Below are 18,956 nucleotides of genomic sequence, written 5' to 3'. Positions count from 1 at the left end.
AAATAATTCTTGACATAAAAAAATAAATAATGACAATTCAAATTATTGTGATATAATGAGGAAGTTATCGAAGGGAGAGTAGCGTATGAATATTAGAAATATAGCGATTATTGCCCATGTAGACCATGGAAAAACAACATTAGTAGACCAATTATTAAAGCTATCTGGAACATTAGAAGACCGTGAACAAATTAGTGAACGTGCGATGGATAGCAATGCCCTTGAAAGAGAAAGAGGAATTACAATCCTTGCTAAAAATACAGCAATTAATTATAAAGATTATCGAATCAATATCATGGATACACCAGGCCATGCTGACTTTGGTGGAGAAGTAGAACGTATCATGAACATGGTAGATGGTGTTTTATTAGTAGTAGATGCTTATGAAGGAACAATGCCACAAACACGTTTCGTTTTAAAGAAAGCCTTAGCTGCTAAAGTAAAACCTATCGTAGTTATTAATAAAGTAGATAGACCTGTAACACGTATTGATGAAGTTATGGATGAAGTCTTAGAATTATTTATGGAATTAGGTGCAGATGATGACCAATTAGAATTCCCAACAATCTATACTTCAGCTTTACAAGGAACATCAAGTTTAGACCCTGATATTTCAACACAAGTACCAAATATGGATTGCTTATTTGATATGATTATTAAAGAAATTCCTGAACCATTAGTAGATGTTGATGGACCTTTACAATTCCAACCAGCTTTATTAGACTATAATGATTATGTAGGACGTATTGGAATCGGACGTATTCAAAGAGGTAAGATTCATGTTAATGAATCAGTTACTTGTGTAAGAGCTGATGGAAGCCACAGTCAATTTAGAATTCAAAAATTATATGGATTTATTGGATTACACCGTATTGAAATTGAAGAAGCAAGTGCAGGAGATATCGTTGCTATCGCTGGTCTTGCTGATATTGGTGTTGGTGAAACAGTATGTACAACTGGTCAAGAAGAAGCTTTACCATTATTACATGTTGATGAACCAACAATTCAAATGGTTTTTGGAACAAATACTTCACCATTTGCTGGTCAAGATGGTAAATTTGTGACTGCTAGACAAATTGAAGAAAGATTATTTAAAGAAACAAATAGAGACGTTTCATTAAAAATTGAAAGAATTCAAAATAAAGAAGAATGGATTGTTTCTGGACGTGGAGAATTACACTTATCTATTTTAATTGAAAATATGAGACGTGAAGGTTATGAATTACAAGTTTCTAAACCTAAAGCAATCATGAAAGAAATCGATGGTGTTTTATGTGAACCATATGAAGAAGTTACAATTGAAGCACCTGATGATTGTATTGGAGCTGTTATTGAATCTTTAGGATATCGTCGTGGTGTCTTAGAAACAATGGATTCTCGTGATGGACAAACACGTGTTGTTTATACAATTCCATCAAGAGGTTTATTTGGATTTATGACAAACTTCTTAACAATGACAAAAGGATATGGAATTATCTCTCACTCATTTATTGATTACCGTCCAATGGAAGGTGAAACAGTTGGTAAGAGAAACTTAGGAGTTTTAATTTCAATTGATAGTGGACAAACTACAGCTTATTCACTTGGAAGTGTTGAAGATCGTGGAGTTATGTTCGTTGGTCCTGGTGTAGATGTTTATGAAGGTATGATCGTTGGTGAACACAGCAGAGATAATGATTTAACTGTTAATGTTACTAAAGGTAAACAAATGACAAATACACGTTCATCATCAAAAGATTCTACAGTTGTTTTAAAAAGACCTCGTCAATTTAATCTAGAATCTTGCTTAGATTATATTAATGAAGATGAACTTGTAGAAGTAACACCAAATAACATTCGTTTAAGAAAACGCTATTTAACTGAAAACGAAAGAAGACAACAATATAGAAAAAATAATGGATAAAAAAGAGCTCATTTGAGCTCTTTTTTAAATTTGACACTAATTTGTGTAATATAATTTTGTGGATTTGCTTCAGTGAGTTCATCAATTAAACTTTCATCATAAGCAATGTCATCTAATACTAGATGATTTTTTTTAGCATAATCTAAAAAAAGATGATAGGATTGATAAGATGTTTCATAAGTTCCTTTATGATAAATAACTAAATAATTACCAGAAGGTATAATATCATAATTTTCATCTTCTAGTTGATTATCTAAAATTGTGTAATAATATTGATAAAATGTTTTCTTTCTTTTTGACTTTAACATTTTTTTCCATTCAACCATTCCACTAATAGCATGTCCTAAGGAATGGTTTTGTTTTTTTCTATATTTAATATGTTCTCCTAAAATTTTATATTGATTGATTTCTTTACTATTGAAAGGAATATAATCACTTTTAATAATTTTAATCTCATCTCGATATTCGATATATACCATATCTGTCAATATTTGATTAGCTTTGGTAATAAGTTGACATTTTGTTTCCATCATATTGATCATTTTATGATAGGTAGTAATAATTTCTTTTAAAGTATTAATCTTATTAGAAAATAATTCATACGTACTTTGAGCATTACGATGTTCAATATAATCTTTGATTTCTTCTAAAGAAAGTCCTATTTTTTGAAGAGACTGTATAGTAGCTATAATGTCTAATTGGGACATTAAATAAAATCTATAGCCTTTTTCATTTTTATACGCAGGTAAAAAGATACCTTTCTTTTCATAAAAAATCAAAGTTTGACGACTCACTCCTGAAATACTTGCAAATTCTGTTGGTGAAACATAAATATTATCCATTTTTTAGCCAATTCCTTCCTAAATTAAAAAATTCACAAATAACACTTGATTGTATAGTTACAATATAGCATAAAATAAACTTGTAGTTAAGAAACGGGAGGAAAATATGTTAGAAGTCAATAATTTTTTTCATGGAACACGTATTGTTGAAGGATATGGTGTTTTAAATGAAACAGGGAATGAAGTAAAAACATTAGGATTTAAAAAGGTGTTGATTGTTACAGATGATTTTTTATCTAAATCAGCTCATTATCAAGTATTAAAAGAAAGTTTAGAAAAAGCAGGAATTGAATATTTATTAGAAACGAATGTAAAACCTAATCCAAGAGCTGAAGATTGCGATGCAATGGCAAAAATTGCTATTGAAGAAAAGGTAGATGCCATCATTGCTTTAGGTGGAGGTTCAGCAATGGACCAAGCAAAAGCAGTTGCTGCAATTGTTACAAACGGAAAAACAACTGTTGAATGGGGAGATGTAGAATTAGAACATTCAATTTTACCACTTATTTGTATTCCTTCAACTGCTGGAACAGGAAGTGAAGTTACATGGTGTGCAGTTATTACAGATACAGCAAGAATGTATAAAATGACAGTTGGAGATCCTATTCATATGATTCCAACACTTGCAATTTGTGATCCAACAATTACTTTGGATTTGCCACAATCACTTACAGCATCTTGTGGAGTGGATGCTTTAACACATTGTATAGAAGCTTACACAGTTAAAGTTCATCAACCAATTACAGATGCACTTGCTTTAAAAGGAATTTCATTAATTGCTCAAAATTTAGAAAAGGCTTATGTAAATGGTCATGATAAAGAAGCAAGAAGAAATATGATGATAGCAAGTACAATAGGAGGTATGTCATTTATTAGCTCTAATGTTGGTGCTGTTCATGCCTTTGCTGAAACAGTTGGTGCATGGTTTGATACACCACATGGTGTCGCTAATTCTTTATTTTTACCTTATATTATGGAATATAATATTCCTGCATGTTTAGATAGATTTGTAGATATTGCAGATGCTTTAGGTATTGAAAGAAATGGCATGAATGATCAAGAGTATGCATCTAGTGCTGTTCAATATGTAAAAGATTTAAATAGAAGATTAAATATTCCTACAATTAAAGAAATAAAAGGAATTACTGAAGATAAGTTTGAAGCAATTGCTCAAAGATCAGCAGATAATGTTTTATCAAATGATAATGCAAGAGAAATTCATAAAGAAGATTATTTAGAATTATTAAAAAAAAGCTTATAAAGATGAAGGAGAAAAAGAAAATGCATAAGATTAAAAAAATTGTTGATTTATCATGGGAATTTACAGCTGATACACCAATTTATCCAGGAGATCCTGAACCATCAGTTACTGTAGCAACAACTTTAGAAAACGAAGGTTATAATTTATCAACATTAGTAATGGGAACACAAACAGGTTCACACGTAGATGCCCCTTATCATTTTTCTAATGAAGGAGCAACAATTGATCAAATGGAATTAGATTTCTTTTTAGGAGATGCTGTTATTGTAAGAGTTACTGATAAAAAAGCTGAAGAAGCAATTACAATGGAAGATATTGAACCTTATAAAGAACAAATTACACCTGGTAAAATTGTTTTATTTAATACAAATTGGTATAAAAAAAGAGGAACAGAAGAATTTTTCCATCATCCTTATGTTAATGGAGAAGTTGCTCATTATTTAGTAGAACAAGGTGTTAGATTTATTGGAATTGATACAATTAATGCTGATCAAACAGGTGGAACAGAATTCCCAGTTCATGATTTATTTTCTGAAAAACGCTTAATGATTGGAGAAAACTGGGCTTATTTTGATCAAATTGATTTTGAAAATCCTTATATTATTGCTATTCCAATGAAAGTTGTAGGTTGTGATGGTTCACCAGTAAGAGCAATTGCTGTTGAGTGGGAGGATTAATGATGGATAAAAAGACTATTTTAGGATATACACGTAGATTACTTGCAATTATTCCTTCTATTTTCTTTTGTGCTTTAGGGGTCGCTTTACTTGTTTCACCAGAATGGGGAAGCGATCCTCTTACTACTTTTGAAATAGGACTATCTAATGTTTTTCATGTTCAATTAGGAACAGCAGCACTTGTTTTTGAAGGAATTGTTTTCTTTGTATTTTTAATTATTAGAAGAGATTTAGTACATTTAGGAACATTAGCTTGGTGCTTTTTAATAGGTCCATTTGAAAATGTTTGGTTAGATTTTTTAGCACCAATATTACCACCTGTAGATGCGATGTCATTTGGTTTAAAAGTAGGTTGTATTATTGCTGGATCTTTAATCATTATCCTTACTCTAGCATACTATATTCCTATTGGTCTTGGATATCAATCAAGTGATATTTTGCTTTTGCAATGGCTGATTTATTACATAAAAGTTATGGTATAGGTTTATCAGTTTCCTATTGTATTTTATTTGCTTTGGGAGTTTTCATGGGAGCTTCTTGGGGAATAGGAACACTTATTGCAGTTTTTGTTTATGGACCAGTTATTGATCGCTTATTACCATATTTTAAACCTTATACTTATAAGATAGCTGGTATGGCAGATGAAAAAGATGACTAAAAAACAAATGTATTTGTATGGCTTACCTGGTCTTGCAACATTGTTTACATTTACAATGTTTACAACTTACGGTTTATATTTCTTTACAGATGTTGTAGGACTTTCAGGAAGCTTTGCAGGTTTTATTATGACTATTGGGACTGTTTGGGATGCCATTACAGATCCTTTAGTAGGCATGATTTCTGATGCAAGAGATCCTCAAAAAGGACGAAGAAGACCATTTTTAATTGCTTTTGCTATTCCTTTTGGAATTGTTACATGGCTTTTATTTACATCATGGAATTTTGTAGAAACCACACAAAAGATTTATTTTATTGTTGTTGCCATTTTATTTTATACATTTCAAACATTAATAGATATTCCTTATACTTCTTTAAGTGGTGAAGTTACAAATGATTATGATACAAGAAGTCGATTAGCCACTATTAGAACATTTTGGGCTATAGTAGGTGTTGCTTTAGGAAGTGGCATCATGGCATATACTTCTTTTTTAGCTCCTTTTGTAGGAAGTATAAAGAATGCTTGGTCTGTTTGTTTTGCTATTTTTGGCTTTATTTGTACAATCAGTATTTTAATTGGTTGGAAAGTTTCTAAAGGTTATGAAAATCAAGAAGTCATCATTATTAAAGAAAAAGTAACTTTTAAGGATTTATTAAATGGACCATTAAGAAATAAAGCTTTTTTACATTTAACAGCAGCATTTATTTTTGCTATTTTAGCACAAGCTGTATTTTTAGGTGTATTAGTTTATTACCTTACATATAATTTACAATTAAATAATATGCAAGTATCGATGGTCAATATTATTATGTGGATTGTTGCTTTGTTTTGGGTGTTTCCTATTAATAAATGGTCTATCAAATATTCTAAAGCCAAAGCTTGGTGTATTTCGATGGGAATTTGGTTTGTATGTATGATTGTATTTCCTCTATTTATCTTAAAACCAAAATCAGCTATTGGTCCTATTATCATGACAAGTATTTTAGTAGTTGGACTTAATGCATTGTATCAAGTGATTTATGCAATGATTAGTGATTGTGTAGAAGTTGATTGTTTGATAAATAATGTTAGAAAAGATGGTATTTTTTATTCAATGGCTACTGTTTCACAAAAAATAGCAGCAGCCATTGGGGTAAGTATTTTAGGAAATTGTATGGATAAAATTGGTTATAATGGTCAATTAGCAACACAAAGTTTAGCGACACAACATGGCATTGCTCTTTTATTTATAGGTGTAACATGTGCATGTTTGCTTTTATCTATTATTTGTATGATGACGAATCCCCTTACGAAAAAAAGATATCAAGATGTTTTAGAAGCATTGAAAAAGAAAGAACAGGGTCAAGAAGTTAATATTGAAGAATTTAAAGATTTGTTAATAATAAAGAAGAGAAGATAGGTTTTGAATAAAAATCTATCTTTTCTTTATAAAATATAAAACATCAAGTATAATATGTGTAAAGAAAGTAGGGGATAAAATGATAGCAGGAATAGAAGTTAATCTATCATTAATTTTAAACATTATTCGTACAGTTATTGATTTATTATTAGTGTGGTATGTTTTATATTTAGGAATTAGTATGTTCAAACAAAATATGAGAACAATGCAGTTATTTAAAGGAGTTCTGATTATTTTGTTAATTAAATTAGTAACAAGTATTTTAGGACTTTCAACAATGTCTTATTTAGTTGATACGATTTTAACATGGGGAATTATTGCTGTAATTGTGATCTTTCAACCAGAAATTCGTTCGTTGCTTGAAAAAATGGGGCAAACAAAAAGAGATTATCATATGGAACGTTTATCTAATGATCAAAAAGAACATTTATTAGATGAAATTGTTGATTCAGTAACAAAATTATCTGAAACACAAACAGGTGCTTTAATTACTTTTGAAAGGGGGCAATCTTTGATAGACTATATTAATACTGGTACTAAAATCAACGCTGATATTAAGTCAGAATTATTTAATACAATCTTTTGGGAAGGAACACCTTTACATGATGGAGCAGTTATTATTAAAGATGATCGAGTTGTTTGTGCTGCAGCCTTTTTCCCACCAACTCAAAAAGATCTTTCTCCTATTTATGGAGCAAGACATCGAGCTGCTATTGGGATAAGTGAAATTACTGATTCATTGACAGTTGTTGTTTCTGAAGAAACAGGAACGATTTCCTTTGCTATTAAAGGAGAACTTATTAAAATACCAAGAAAAGAGTTAAGAGCAAGTTTGGTCAATGAGTTAGGTTGGTTTAAATCAGAAGATGAAGAAGGTGATAAAGATGAGTAAAAATAATCAAGAACATCGAGATTCAACAACTGATTTTTTCTTGAATTTTATTTCAAAAGAAAAAGATAAACCAAAAACAGAAGAAAAACATATAACACCACAATCTATAAATGAAGAAATAAATTCTAAAAGTAGAGCTTTTGTAAATGGTGCTATTAAAATTATGAATTTTATTAATTCAACGCTAGATAGAATGTTACAATCAGCGTTATCATTAAAAATATTATCATTTATTTTAGCAACGATTTTACTATTTACAGTTAATGGTGGTAATTTTGAAAATGTATTTTCTACTCCAAATTCAGGAGATTACATTCAACAAGTGCCTGTTAAAATAGAAAATTTACAAGATGATTTTGTTGTTGCAGGAATGCCAGAGACAGTAAGTGTAGGACTTGTTGGGCCATCTATTGATATTTATAATACGAAATTAATGAAAAATTATGAAATATATGCAGATTTTTCAGGAATAGGTGAAGGTGAACAAACGGTAGAATTAAAATCAAGAAATTTTTCTAATGATTTAGAAGTCTTAATTGTACCACAAACAGTAACGGTAACAGTTTCACAAAAAGTAACCAAAACATTCAGTTTAGGATATCGTTTTAAAAATGAAGAAAGCTTAAAAGATAAACATTCTGTTTCTGTAGATAATATAGAACATAGTGAAGTAGAGGTAAGAGGTTCTCAAGATAATATTGATAATGTTTATTCAGTTGAAGCAATTATTGATTTAAATGGAGTAACTGATTCATTTACTCAAGAATGTAAAGTAAAAGCATTTGATCGTAGTGGAAAAGCTTTAAATGTCAGTGTTATTCCTTCAACGGTTAAAGTGGATTGTTCACTTTCTAATTATAGTAAAACAGTACCACTTGTTCCTGAATATACAGGAAATGTTGCAAATGGATATGCAATCGATCAAATGACTTTTTCAAAAGATAAAGTAAAGATTTATGGCGATGAAAGTAAATTAAAGAGTATTGATAATATTAAAGTTAAAGTAGATGTAAGTGATTTAGAAGAAGGACGTACATTTAAAGATTTAAAATTATTGAGTGTTTCGGGTGTTAATAAAATGTCATTTACTAAAGTTGATGGTACGATTACCCTTATTCCTTCGGAACAAAGACAATTTACAGATATTCCAATTCATATTAAAAATGGTAAAGAAAGTAATATTTCTATGTCTAGTGATACTTGTAATTTAACAGTGATTGGAACAAGTGATCGTATTAATGCGCTTACAAATGATGACATTAAAGTTTATGTAGATGTTGTAGGATTAAAAAAGGGTCGACATAATGTAAAAATAGAAGTAGAATTAAGTGACGAAACTTTAACGTATCGTTTAGATAGTGATGAACAAATTCGTATTAATATAAAGAAATAGGAGTGATTAAAGATGGGAAAATATTTTGGAACTGATGGCTTTAGAGGTGAAGCTAATAAAGATTTAACTGTTGAACATGCTTATAAAGTAGGGAGATATATTGGATGGTACTTTGGAAGAAACAAAGATCATGCACAAGTCGTTATTGGAAAAGACACAAGAAGAAGTTCTTATATGTTAGAATATGCTCTTGTTGCTGGACTTACAGCAAGTGGTGCAGATGTGTCTTTAATGCATGTTACAACAACACCTAGTGTTGCTTATATTACAAGAACAGATGGATTTGATTGTGGAATTATGATTTCAGCATCACATAATCCATATTATGATAATGGAATTAAAGTTTTAGATTGTAATGGACATAAAATGGATGCCAAAGTTGAAGGCTTAATTGAACAATATATTGATGGGGAAATTGATGAAATTCCTCTAGCTACAAAAGATGGAATCGGATGTGCTACAGATTATTCAGTAGGAAGAAATAGATATTTAGGATATTTAATGTCAATTCCTACACGTGCATTTAAAAATATTCGAGTTGGATTAGATTGTGCAAATGGAGCAAGTTCTAATCTTGCTAAAAGTGTATTTGATGCTTTAGGAGCTAAAACATATGTTATTCATAGTGAACCAGATGGTTTAAATATTAATACAAACTGTGGATCTACACATATCGAATCTTTACAAGAGTTAGTAAAAGCAAAAGGATTAGATATTGGATTTGCTTATGATGGAGATGCTGATCGTTGTTTAGCTGTTGATGAATTTGGAAGAGTTATTGATGGTGATTTAATCCTTTATGTTTGTGGTAAATATTTAAAAGAACATGGGGAATTATCTAATGATACAATTGTTACAACAGTTATGTCTAACTTAGGATTGTATAAAGCTTTAGATAAAGAAGGTATTAAATATGAAAAAACTGCTGTAGGAGATAAATATGTTAATGAAAATATGGTGAAAAATGGTCACTGTATTGGTGGAGAACAATCAGGACATATTATTTTCTCTAAACATGCAACAACAGGAGATGGTATTTTAACATCTTTAAAAATCATGGAAGCAGTTATTGAAAGTAAAAAAACATTGGCTCAATTAGTTGAACCTGTAACAATCTATCCACAATTAATGAAAAATGTTTATGTAAAAGACAAAAAAGAAGCTCAAAATGATGTAGAAGTACAAAAAGCCATTAAAGAAGTTGAAGATAAATTAGGTGATGAAGGACGTGTTCTTGTTCGTGAATCAGGAACTGAACCGGTTGTACGTGTCATGGTTGAAGCTGATACAAATGAAAAATGTTTACAATCTGTAGATTATATCATTGCTAAAATGAAAGAACGCGGATTTGTTATTGAAAGATAAAATCACATATTATCACAAAATATTGCCATAGATTATGGCAATATTTTATCTATAATAGGTCATAATAGAATAGGATAAAAATGAGGTGAATAAGATGTTGTTTAAAATTAATATTATAGATGATGAAAAAAATCTAAATGATCTAGTAAGAACTTATTTAGAAAAAGAAGGCTATAGTGTTTGCTCGTTTTATACTTATGATGAAGCTTTACTTCATAAAGATGATGATGTACATCTATGGCTTATAGATATTATGTTAGATAAGGCAAGTGGCTTTGAATTGTTTAATGAAATAAAAGCAAGTAAGCCTAAGATGCCAATTATATTTATGTCAGCAAGAGATCAGGAATTTGATCGTATTATTGGCTTAGAAAAAGGTTCAGATGACTATATTACTAAACCTTTTAATATTAAAGAAGTTATTTTAAGAATTAATAATTTATTAAAACGTGCATATGATAATCCATCTAAAATCCAAATAGATGGTTATGATATTGATTTAGAAAAGAGAAGAGTATTCTATAACAATAATGAAATCATTTTAACAACAAAAGAATATGATTTACTTGTTTACTTTTTAAATAACAAAGGATTGGCTATTTCAAGAGAACAAGTTTTATCAAAAGTATGGGACGAAAATTATTTTGGTAGTGATCGAGTTGTCGATGATACACTTAGAAGATTACGTAAGAAAATGCCAGAAATTAATATTCGTACGATTTATGGATTTGGATATCGTTTAGACTAATGCTTACAAAATATTCTCTACAAAAACAACTTGTTATTATTTTTTCAATTATTGCGATAGGAGTTTTAGCTATTTTGTTACCTCTTATCGATAACAACTTAACACATGTTATTGATAATGAAATGTATGATGTATTGACACGTTCACAAAATGATTTTTACTCATATGATTTTTCTCCTGATTATGCAGGCTCAGATAAACAAATTTATCATTTTACTTATAACATTAATGAAGATACACTTACAACAGCACAAAATATTTCTGCTAAAAAATATCAAATATTAGATTATGTTTTTCAAAATGATCTATATAAAATGGTTAAAAAAAATAAAAAGAAGTTACAAGAAAAGGTCAAAATGCAAAATCAAACAGTTTATTATCAAATTGTAAAAGCAGATGATTCTAATTATATTATTTCGTTAGTTTATAGTGATTATTCTAAAACGTTAATTAATAATTTAAAAGATCAAGTTATTGATATCTTTTATATTGCATTTCTAATAATTGGAATAGCCTTGTTTATTTGGGTTTCTTCTTTAATAAAACCATTGAAGCTTATTAAAAATTATATAGATGATATAAAAAATGATAAAGAAAGTGAATTGCATATACAAAGAGAAGATGAAATAGGTGTCTTGTCTTCTTCATTAATAGAGATGAAAGAAGAGATAGATCGACAAAATGAAATCAAAGAAGAAATGATTCATAATATTTCTCATGATTTAAAGACGCCTATTGCTTTAATACAAACATATGCTCAAAGTATTAAAGATGATATTTATCCTTATGGTGATAAAGATTCATCAGTTGATGTTATTTTAGAAAATACAGACCGTTTAGAGAAAAAAGTAAAAAGTTTACTTTATTTAAATCGTCTAGATTACATAAGTGGACAAATTGGTGATGAAACATGTTCAATGAAAGAATTAATCGAACATATTGTTTTTCAATTAACTGCTATGCATCCACAAATAGAAATTATTACTGATTTACAAGAAGCGTCTTTTAAAGGTAAAGATGATTATTGGCGTATTTGTATTGAAAATATTATTGAAAATGCAGCACGTTATGTGAATCATGAAATTAAAATTATTTTAAAGGATCAATATTTAGAAATATTTAATGATGGTGAACCGATAGATAATTCTCATCCAGAATCATTATTTCAACCTTATGAAATAGGTCATAAAGGACAATTTGGTTTAGGACTTTCGATTGTTTATAAAACTGTGACAATGTATGGATATAAAGTTGAAGCCGTTAATAGAAATAATGGAGTGAGCTTTATCATTTGGAAAAAAGATTAATCAAATTGGTTAATCTTTTTTTTGAAAAAAAGTATTGCTTTTTTTAGTAAAGAGTGGCATATTTTAGAGTTATCAATTCTCAAAAATAGAGAAAAAGAGTATAATGAACTTTAAGGAGTGATTAGAGATGAAAGTTGTTGTTGGTGCTGGAGGAACAGGTGGACATTTATATCCTGCTCTTGCGTTAGTTGAATATATAAAAAAACAAGATCCTGATTCTGAATTTTTATTTATTGGGACAAAGGATCGTTTAGAATCACAAGTTGTACCACAACTTGGATATGATTATGTTGGTTTAAATGTTAAAGGATTAGCTGGTAATCCTTTAAAGAAAGCACATGCTGCTTTATTATTTATTAAATCTATTGGAAGTGCTAAAAGAGCTATTAAGAAGTTTAATCCAGATATTGTTATTGGCTTTGGAGGATATCCTAGCGCTTCGGCTTTAGAAGCTGCATCAAGTTTAAAAATTAAAACGATGATTCATGAACAAAATTCAATTATTGGTTTAACAAATAAAATTTTGATTAAAAAAGTTGATAAAATTATTTGTTGTTATCAAAAAGCTTATGAAGAATTTCCACAAGAAAAAACATTATTACTTGGAAATCCTCGTGCAAGTGTTGTCAGTCATGAAGTTCCTAAGGATGTTTATGATAAATATGGATTAGATAAAAATAAGAAGATTGTAACGATTGTAATGGGATCATTAGGTTCACAAACAGTCAATCAAACAATGAAAGAATCAATGAGCCAATTTATTGGTAAAGAATATCAAGTATTATATGTAACTGGAAAACCATATTATGAATCAATGAAAGATTATGCAAACGAAAATGTTAAAATTGTACCATACGTTGATGATATGCCATCTTTAATGCATGCGACAGATCTTATTATTTCTCGTGCGGGTGCAAGTACACTTGCTGAACTTACAGCATTAGGTGTACCTGCTATTTTGATTCCTAGTCCATATGTTGCAGCTAATCATCAAGAATATAATGCTCGTGAATTAGAAAGTAATCATGCAGCAAAAATGATTCTTGAAAAAGATTTAACAGGTGAAAAATTAATTTCAACAATTGATGAAATTATTAATGATGAAACTACACTTCATGTGTTAACAGAAAATGCAAAAAAATTGGGTAAACCAAATGCTGTAGAAGATATGTATCAAGAAATTATTTCGATGTTAGGAGACTAATGATGAAGTTTGAAAAATATTATGAAGAACTTAAACAATTAGAAGTTGGTACAGTTCTTAAAGATGAACCATTGTATAAACATACAACTTATCGTGTGGGAGGACCAGCAAAATTGTTTGTAAAGGTTCAACATGTCGATGGACTTATTGAAGTTATTAAATATTGTCGTAAACACCGTATTCCACTTTTTGTTATTGGAAGAGGTTCGAATTTATTGTTTTCAGATAAAAGTTTTGACGGTATTATCATTTCACTTGAAAATATGAATCAATATCATGTCAATGGAAGTGAAGTAACAGCACAATGCGGTGTTACAATGATTAAATTAGCCTATGATTGTGCTAAAATCGGATTAAGTGGATTTGAATTTATGGGTGGTATTCCAGGAAATATTGGTGGTGGTATTTTTATGAATGCTGGTGCCTATAAATCATGTTTAAGTGAAGTTGTTAAATCAGTAAAAGTATTAGATGAACGTTTAAAAGTTGTTGAATTATCAAAAGATGAAATGGAATTTTCTTATCGACATTCTATTATTCAAGATCATCCAAAATGGATTGTCTTAGAAGCAACTTTTGAATTAGAAAATAAAAGTGTTGAAGAAATTAATGAAACTTTAGATAAAAGAAAAGAAAGAAGAATGTCAACGCAACCTTGGAATAAACCAAGTGCAGGAAGTGTTTTTAGAAATCCTGAAGGTTCATCAGCATGGAAATATATTGATGATGCAGGACTTAGAGGATATGAAATTGGAGGAGCACAAGTTTCTCCAAAACATTCAAACTTTATTGTTAATAATGGTTATGCATCAGCTAAAGATATTTATGATCTTATTTTTTACGTACAAAAAACAGTTCAAGATCAATTTGGTGTTTTATTAAAACCAGAAGTACGTTTTATTAATTGGGAGTCTTAAAAATGACAACTTATATATATAATGAACATGATGAAAATCAAGTTCAATCAATGAGAAGAAAGTTAAAAAAGAAAAAAAGAAAAAGAAGAGGATGCTTAGTTATCATTGCTTTGTTTTTAGCTTTTTTACTTGTGTTTTTCTTTAGTGATATGTCTAAAGTAAAAAAGATTACAGTGACAGGATGTAAAGTCACAAGTCAAGAAACTATTGTTGAACAGTTACCTATTAAATCAAAACAAACGTATTTTTTTAAGGTTAATAAAAAACAAATTGCTAAACAAATTGAAAATATAATTTTTGTTGAAAAAGCAACTGTTTCAAAGGATCTAATAGGGAATATTAAAATAAATATTAAAGAAAATAATGCTTCATTATATGGTTATGTTAATAATATTCTTTATGTAGCTGATCAAGATGGTGTGATTGAACAAGATCAACAACAAAAATGGTTGTCTTATGTACAAAGATGTCCACAAATGATGAATTTTGATGAAGAACATTTTCAATCATTTGTTCAAGCATATGTAAAATTACCATCTGTTGTTCAAAATCAAATTTCAAGTATAGTCTTTGAACCAGATGAAAAAGATCAAACAAGATGTAGATTAGAATTAGATGATGGAAAGATTTTTTATGTTCGTATTGAAGATATGAAAAAACAACTTACATCAACAAATTACTACCTTGTTGTACAAAGTTATCCAGATTATAAATACTATAATTTTTTAGGAAAAAATGTCTATGTATACAATTAAATAGTACATGAAAAAGCTACGTGGTTGAAACTAAAACCTTTAAATATCGTAGCTTTTATGATAATATAATGGTATATGTAGTAAGGGGAGATAGACATGAATGAAGTTTATGCAGTATTAGATATAGGTAGTGCTTCAATTGAATTGTTAGTTGGTGAAATTATCAATTCTAATTTACATGTTCTTTTTTCTAAAAAAGTCCCTAGTCATGGTGTAAAAAAAGGCATCATTGAAAATGAGGGTTTATTAGTGAATGACATTAAAGCAGTTGTTCAAGAAGCTAATGAATTCCTTGATGGAGAGATTAAAGCAGTTGGTCTTACAATTCCTACTATTCGTTCTAAACTTTATCAAAGTAACAGTAGTGTTTCACTAAGTGACCATGATAAGATTTCGAAAGATGATATTGTTAAGGGATTGAAATTATCAGCAAAATTTAAAAAATCACATGATGAAGAAGTTGTGTGTGTAATTCCAGTACGTTTTAATGGTGACTTTGGTATGAGTCAAGTGCCTCCAATTGGAGAAGCATCAAGAAATTTAATTATTGATACTTTGATTATTACTTCACAAAAACAAATTTTATATCCATATATTACGGCTGTAGAAAAGTCAGGTTTAGAGGTAATGGATATTTGTATCAATGCTTTTGCGTGTGCGAAAGAAGCTTTTGATGCGGTTTATCTTCAAGAAGGTGCATTGATTATTGATATGGGATATAAAACGTCAACAATATCTTTCTATAAAGATGGATATTTGAAATATTTAACAGTATGTTCTGTTGGAGGATACAATTTGACAAGAGCAATTGCTCAACATTTACAAATTTCTATGAATCAAGCAGAAACTTATAAAGTCAAATATGGTTCTTTAGATTATACTGTTGGACAAGAAGATATTATTCATACAACTGAACTTCCAGATGGACGTAAAGATTATACTCAAAAAGACTTTGCATGTATTTTGGAAGAAGCAACAGTTGATATATTAAATGTAATTAAAGAAAAAGTGGGTGTTATTGATAATGGTCAACATTATGAAACACTTATTGTTGGTGGCGGAGGAGAACTTGAGCTACTAGATAAAGTTGCTGGTCGTATTTTAGAAGGACCAGTAAGAGTATATCGTCCAGATATTATTGGTATTAGAGATATGGCATATGTTTCTGCTGTAGGAATGATTTTTTATATGTCTGATCGTGCTAAATATTTAGGTCCTTATGAAACATCAGTTATTTTACCAGATATTTCTAATACAATGGCTGTGAGATTTAAAGGACTTACAAAAGTAAAAGATCCAAAAGAGAAAACAGGAAGATTTAGTAGATTACTAGATACTTTCTTTGGCGAAGAAGAATAGATAAAAGAGAGGATAAAACATGAACGAAGAATTAGATTTTGAACAAGTTGCAAAGATAAAAGTCATCGGTGTTGGTGGCGGAGGAAATAACGCTGTTAATCGTATGGTTGAAGAAGGTGTTAGAGGAGTAGAATTCTTTGTCGCAAATACAGATGTACAAGTTTTAAGACGTTCACCTGTAGAAAATAAAATTGTTTTGGGAAAAGATTTAACTAAAGGTTTGGGAGCAGGTGGTAATCCAGAAATAGGTAAAAAAGCTGCTTTAGAATCTGAAGGAGATATTAGAACTGCATTAGAAGGTGCAGATATGGTTTTCATTGCTGCTGGTATGGGTGGTGGAACTGGTACTGGTGCAGCTCCTGTTTTTGCTAAAATTGCTCGTGAATTAGGAGCTTTAACAGTTGGTGTTATTACTAAACCATTTACATTTGAAGGAATGAAACGTAAAAAACAAGCTATTGAAGGAATTGATGAATTACGTGCCAATGTTGATAGTATTATTGTTGTTTCAAATGACCGATTATTACAATTAATTGGTGGTCGTCCAATGCAAGAAGCTTTTAGAGAAGCTGATAATGTATTAAGACAAGGTGTTCAAACAATTACTGATTTAATTGCTGTTCCTGCATTTATCAACCTTGACTTTGCTGATATCTGCGCAGTTATGAAAAATAGAGGAAATGCGTTAATTGGTATTGGTATGTCATCAGGTGATGATAAAGCAAAAGAAGCAGCAAAACGTGCAATTTCTTCACCATTACTAGAAGTATCAGTAGCTGGTGCTAAAGATGCTATCATTAATGTAACTGGTGGACCAAATATTTCATTATATGATGCAAATATTGCACTTGAAACAATTTCACAAGAAGTTGGAGATGATATTAATACTTATTTAGGTATTGCTATTAATGAAAACTTAGATGATGAAATTATTGTTACTGTTATTGCTACAGGATTTGAAGAAGAAAAAGAAGAAGTTACTGTACAACCTTCAGTTGCAAGACCTTTAGGTGAGGAACCTCAAACTTTTGAATCTTATGATGATGAAGACGAAGATGATGGTTTTCCACCAGCATTTATCAAAAATAGAAGAATTTAATAAGGTGAGCTAACGATGTTAGCTCATTTTTATAAAGGGGGAAATTTAAATGAGAATTGGATTTATAGGATTAGGGAATATGGCAGGGACAATTTGCCAAGGACTTATTAAAAGCGGTTTTATAGAAGGTAATGAGGTATATGGCTATGATATAAATAGTCAACAACTCAAGATGTATGAACATGATTTTGGCATTCATGTATGTTCAAGTGAACAAGATGTTGTTAAAAATTGTGATTATTTGGTGATGGGGGTCAAACCAAATGTCGTAGAAAGTGTTATTTCAAAAATCAAAGCAGTTATTGATCAACAAGTGATTGTTTCAATTGTAGCGGGATATGGAAATGATAAATATGAAGAATTATTACCAGGAAGTCATCATCTAACAATTATGCCTAATACACCAGCTAAAGTTTTAGAAGGGACAACTTTGTTTGAAAGGGACAATACATTAACAACTGAAGAATTAAGTTATGTTCAAAAAATGTTTGAAAGTATTGGAGAAGTTTATATCATTGATAATTACCAAATGGTTGCAGGTGGTGCTTTGAGTGGTTGTGGACCAGCATTTGTTTATATGTTTATTGAAGCGTTGGCTGATGGAGCAGTTTTAAATGGACTTCCTAGAGAATTGGCTTATAAACTTGCTAGTCAAACTGTTTTAGGAAGTGCAAAAATGGTTAAAGAGACTCAATTACATCCAGGTATTTTGAAAGATCAAGTTTGTTCTCCTGGAGGAATTACGATAAAAGGTGTTAAAGCTTTAGAAGAAAATAATTTTAGAAATGCTGTAATGGAAGCTATTGATCGTTCTAAAAAATAATGAGTAAAAAGTATGATTTGGTTCATACTTTTTTTATGTCAAGATATCTTTTTTGACATCTTTTTTATTTATCATCATATATGATGATAAAGGGGTAAGCAAGATGGATGTCTATGTTGAATTAACTTATTGTATGAATGGTATTTTATTTATCATGACTTATGAAATGATTTCATTATTGCTTAATATTAATTGGTCATTTTTGAAAATCCTTTTCTTGAGTTTTTTAAGTAATATATCGATTGTCCTCATTTATATAGACTATTTACCATATATAAGTTTTTTATACTGGATTGTCCTTTTTTTATTTATTTTCTTAATTAACCATCTGACACATGTGCATAGTATGGTTCG

Annotated in this window: 18 protein-coding genes; 17 read left to right on the top strand and 1 reads right to left on the bottom strand. The window is 29.7% G+C overall.

Annotated features, from left to right (window positions below):
* Positions 1-85: 85 nt before the first annotated feature.
* Complete coding sequence (typA, locus tag ACLVEP_RS02730; protein ID WP_318000751.1) at positions 86-1,903, top strand: translational GTPase TypA; 1,818 nt, start codon at positions 86-88, stop codon at positions 1,901-1,903.
* Between the two features lie 8 nt (positions 1,904-1,911).
* On the opposite strand, the gene ACLVEP_RS02725 is transcribed toward typA, so the two are convergent.
* Entirely contained in the window at positions 1,912-2,745 is an 834-nt protein-coding gene (locus ACLVEP_RS02725) for a MerR family transcriptional regulator (RefSeq protein WP_412582668.1), read from the bottom strand.
* Between the two features lie 106 nt (positions 2,746-2,851).
* Here ACLVEP_RS02725 and ACLVEP_RS02720 point away from each other — a divergent pair, with 106 nt between their 5' ends.
* The 16 genes from ACLVEP_RS02720 to proC all read left to right on the top strand — a co-directional run bounded on the left by ACLVEP_RS02720 (position 2,852) and on the right by proC (position 18,602).
* A complete protein-coding gene (locus tag ACLVEP_RS02720; protein WP_412582666.1) occupies positions 2,852-4,006 on the top strand; it encodes an iron-containing alcohol dehydrogenase in 1,155 nt (384 codons plus the stop codon).
* Between the two features lie 20 nt (positions 4,007-4,026).
* Positions 4,027-4,683: a cyclase family protein gene (locus ACLVEP_RS02715; RefSeq protein WP_318000799.1), complete on the top strand. Its 657-nt coding sequence runs from the start codon at positions 4,027-4,029 to the stop codon at positions 4,681-4,683.
* A 2-nt stretch (positions 4,684-4,685) separates the two neighbouring features.
* Positions 4,686-5,165 (top strand): hypothetical protein, encoded by a 480-nt coding sequence (locus tag ACLVEP_RS02710; protein WP_412582664.1) that lies wholly within the window; start codon positions 4,686-4,688, stop codon positions 5,163-5,165.
* Between the two features lie 44 nt (positions 5,166-5,209).
* Entirely contained in the window at positions 5,210-5,341 is a 132-nt protein-coding gene (locus ACLVEP_RS02705) for a hypothetical protein (RefSeq protein WP_412582662.1), read from the top strand.
* A complete protein-coding gene (locus tag ACLVEP_RS02700) occupies positions 5,325-6,740 on the top strand; it encodes an MFS transporter (protein ID WP_412582660.1) in 1,416 nt (471 codons plus the stop codon). Before ACLVEP_RS02705 ends, ACLVEP_RS02700 begins: the two co-directional genes overlap by 17 nt.
* A 79-nt stretch (positions 6,741-6,819) precedes the next feature.
* A complete protein-coding gene (cdaA, locus tag ACLVEP_RS02695) occupies positions 6,820-7,632 on the top strand; it encodes a diadenylate cyclase CdaA (protein ID WP_412582658.1) in 813 nt (270 codons plus the stop codon).
* A complete protein-coding gene (locus tag ACLVEP_RS02690; protein ID WP_412582657.1) occupies positions 7,625-9,025 on the top strand; it encodes a YbbR-like domain-containing protein in 1,401 nt (466 codons plus the stop codon). The genes cdaA and ACLVEP_RS02690 overlap by 8 nt, the downstream gene beginning before the upstream one ends.
* Positions 9,026-9,037: 12 nt before the next feature.
* Positions 9,038-10,390 (top strand): phosphoglucosamine mutase, encoded by a 1,353-nt coding sequence (glmM, locus tag ACLVEP_RS02685; RefSeq protein WP_412582655.1) that lies wholly within the window; start codon positions 9,038-9,040, stop codon positions 10,388-10,390.
* Between the two features lie 94 nt (positions 10,391-10,484).
* Positions 10,485-11,138, top strand: a complete 654-nt coding sequence (locus tag ACLVEP_RS02680) for a response regulator transcription factor (RefSeq protein ID WP_022001805.1) — start codon at positions 10,485-10,487, stop codon at positions 11,136-11,138.
* Positions 11,138-12,445 carry a histidine kinase dimerization/phospho-acceptor domain-containing protein gene (locus tag ACLVEP_RS02675; protein WP_412582654.1) on the top strand — a complete coding sequence of 436 codons (1,308 nt, stop codon included), beginning with the start codon at positions 11,138-11,140 and terminating at the stop codon, positions 12,443-12,445. Before ACLVEP_RS02680 ends, ACLVEP_RS02675 begins: the two co-directional genes overlap by 1 nt.
* 127 nt (positions 12,446-12,572) lie before the next feature.
* Positions 12,573-13,649, top strand: coding sequence for an undecaprenyldiphospho-muramoylpentapeptide beta-N-acetylglucosaminyltransferase (gene murG, locus ACLVEP_RS02670; RefSeq protein WP_412582652.1), 1,077 nt, complete (start codon positions 12,573-12,575; stop codon positions 13,647-13,649).
* Positions 13,650-13,651: 2 nt separating this feature from the next.
* On the top strand, positions 13,652-14,566 hold the full coding sequence (murB, locus tag ACLVEP_RS02665; RefSeq protein WP_412582650.1) for a UDP-N-acetylmuramate dehydrogenase: 915 nt from the start codon (positions 13,652-13,654) through the stop codon (positions 14,564-14,566).
* Positions 14,567-14,568: 2 nt separating this feature from the next.
* Positions 14,569-15,321, top strand: a complete 753-nt coding sequence (locus ACLVEP_RS02660) for a cell division protein FtsQ/DivIB (RefSeq protein ID WP_412582648.1) — start codon at positions 14,569-14,571, stop codon at positions 15,319-15,321.
* 96 nt (positions 15,322-15,417) lie between these two features.
* Complete coding sequence (locus tag ACLVEP_RS02655; protein WP_412582646.1) at positions 15,418-16,680, top strand: cell division FtsA domain-containing protein; 1,263 nt, start codon at positions 15,418-15,420, stop codon at positions 16,678-16,680.
* A 19-nt stretch (positions 16,681-16,699) separates the two neighbouring features.
* Positions 16,700-17,779, top strand: coding sequence for a cell division protein FtsZ (ftsZ, locus tag ACLVEP_RS02650; protein ID WP_412582644.1), 1,080 nt, complete (start codon positions 16,700-16,702; stop codon positions 17,777-17,779).
* 49 nt (positions 17,780-17,828) lie between these two features.
* Positions 17,829-18,602, top strand: a complete 774-nt coding sequence (gene proC / locus ACLVEP_RS02645; RefSeq protein WP_412582642.1) for a pyrroline-5-carboxylate reductase — start codon at positions 17,829-17,831, stop codon at positions 18,600-18,602.
* Positions 18,603-18,956 lie beyond the last annotated feature (354 nt).

Origin of the sequence: Faecalibacillus sp. (assembly GCF_047023275.1) — a bacterium.
Lineage (GTDB): Bacteria > Bacillota_I > Bacilli_A > Erysipelotrichales > Coprobacillaceae > Faecalibacillus.
The sequence above is the reverse complement of the archived record's forward strand: the minus strand, read 5'-3'. Positions and strand labels throughout refer to the sequence as shown.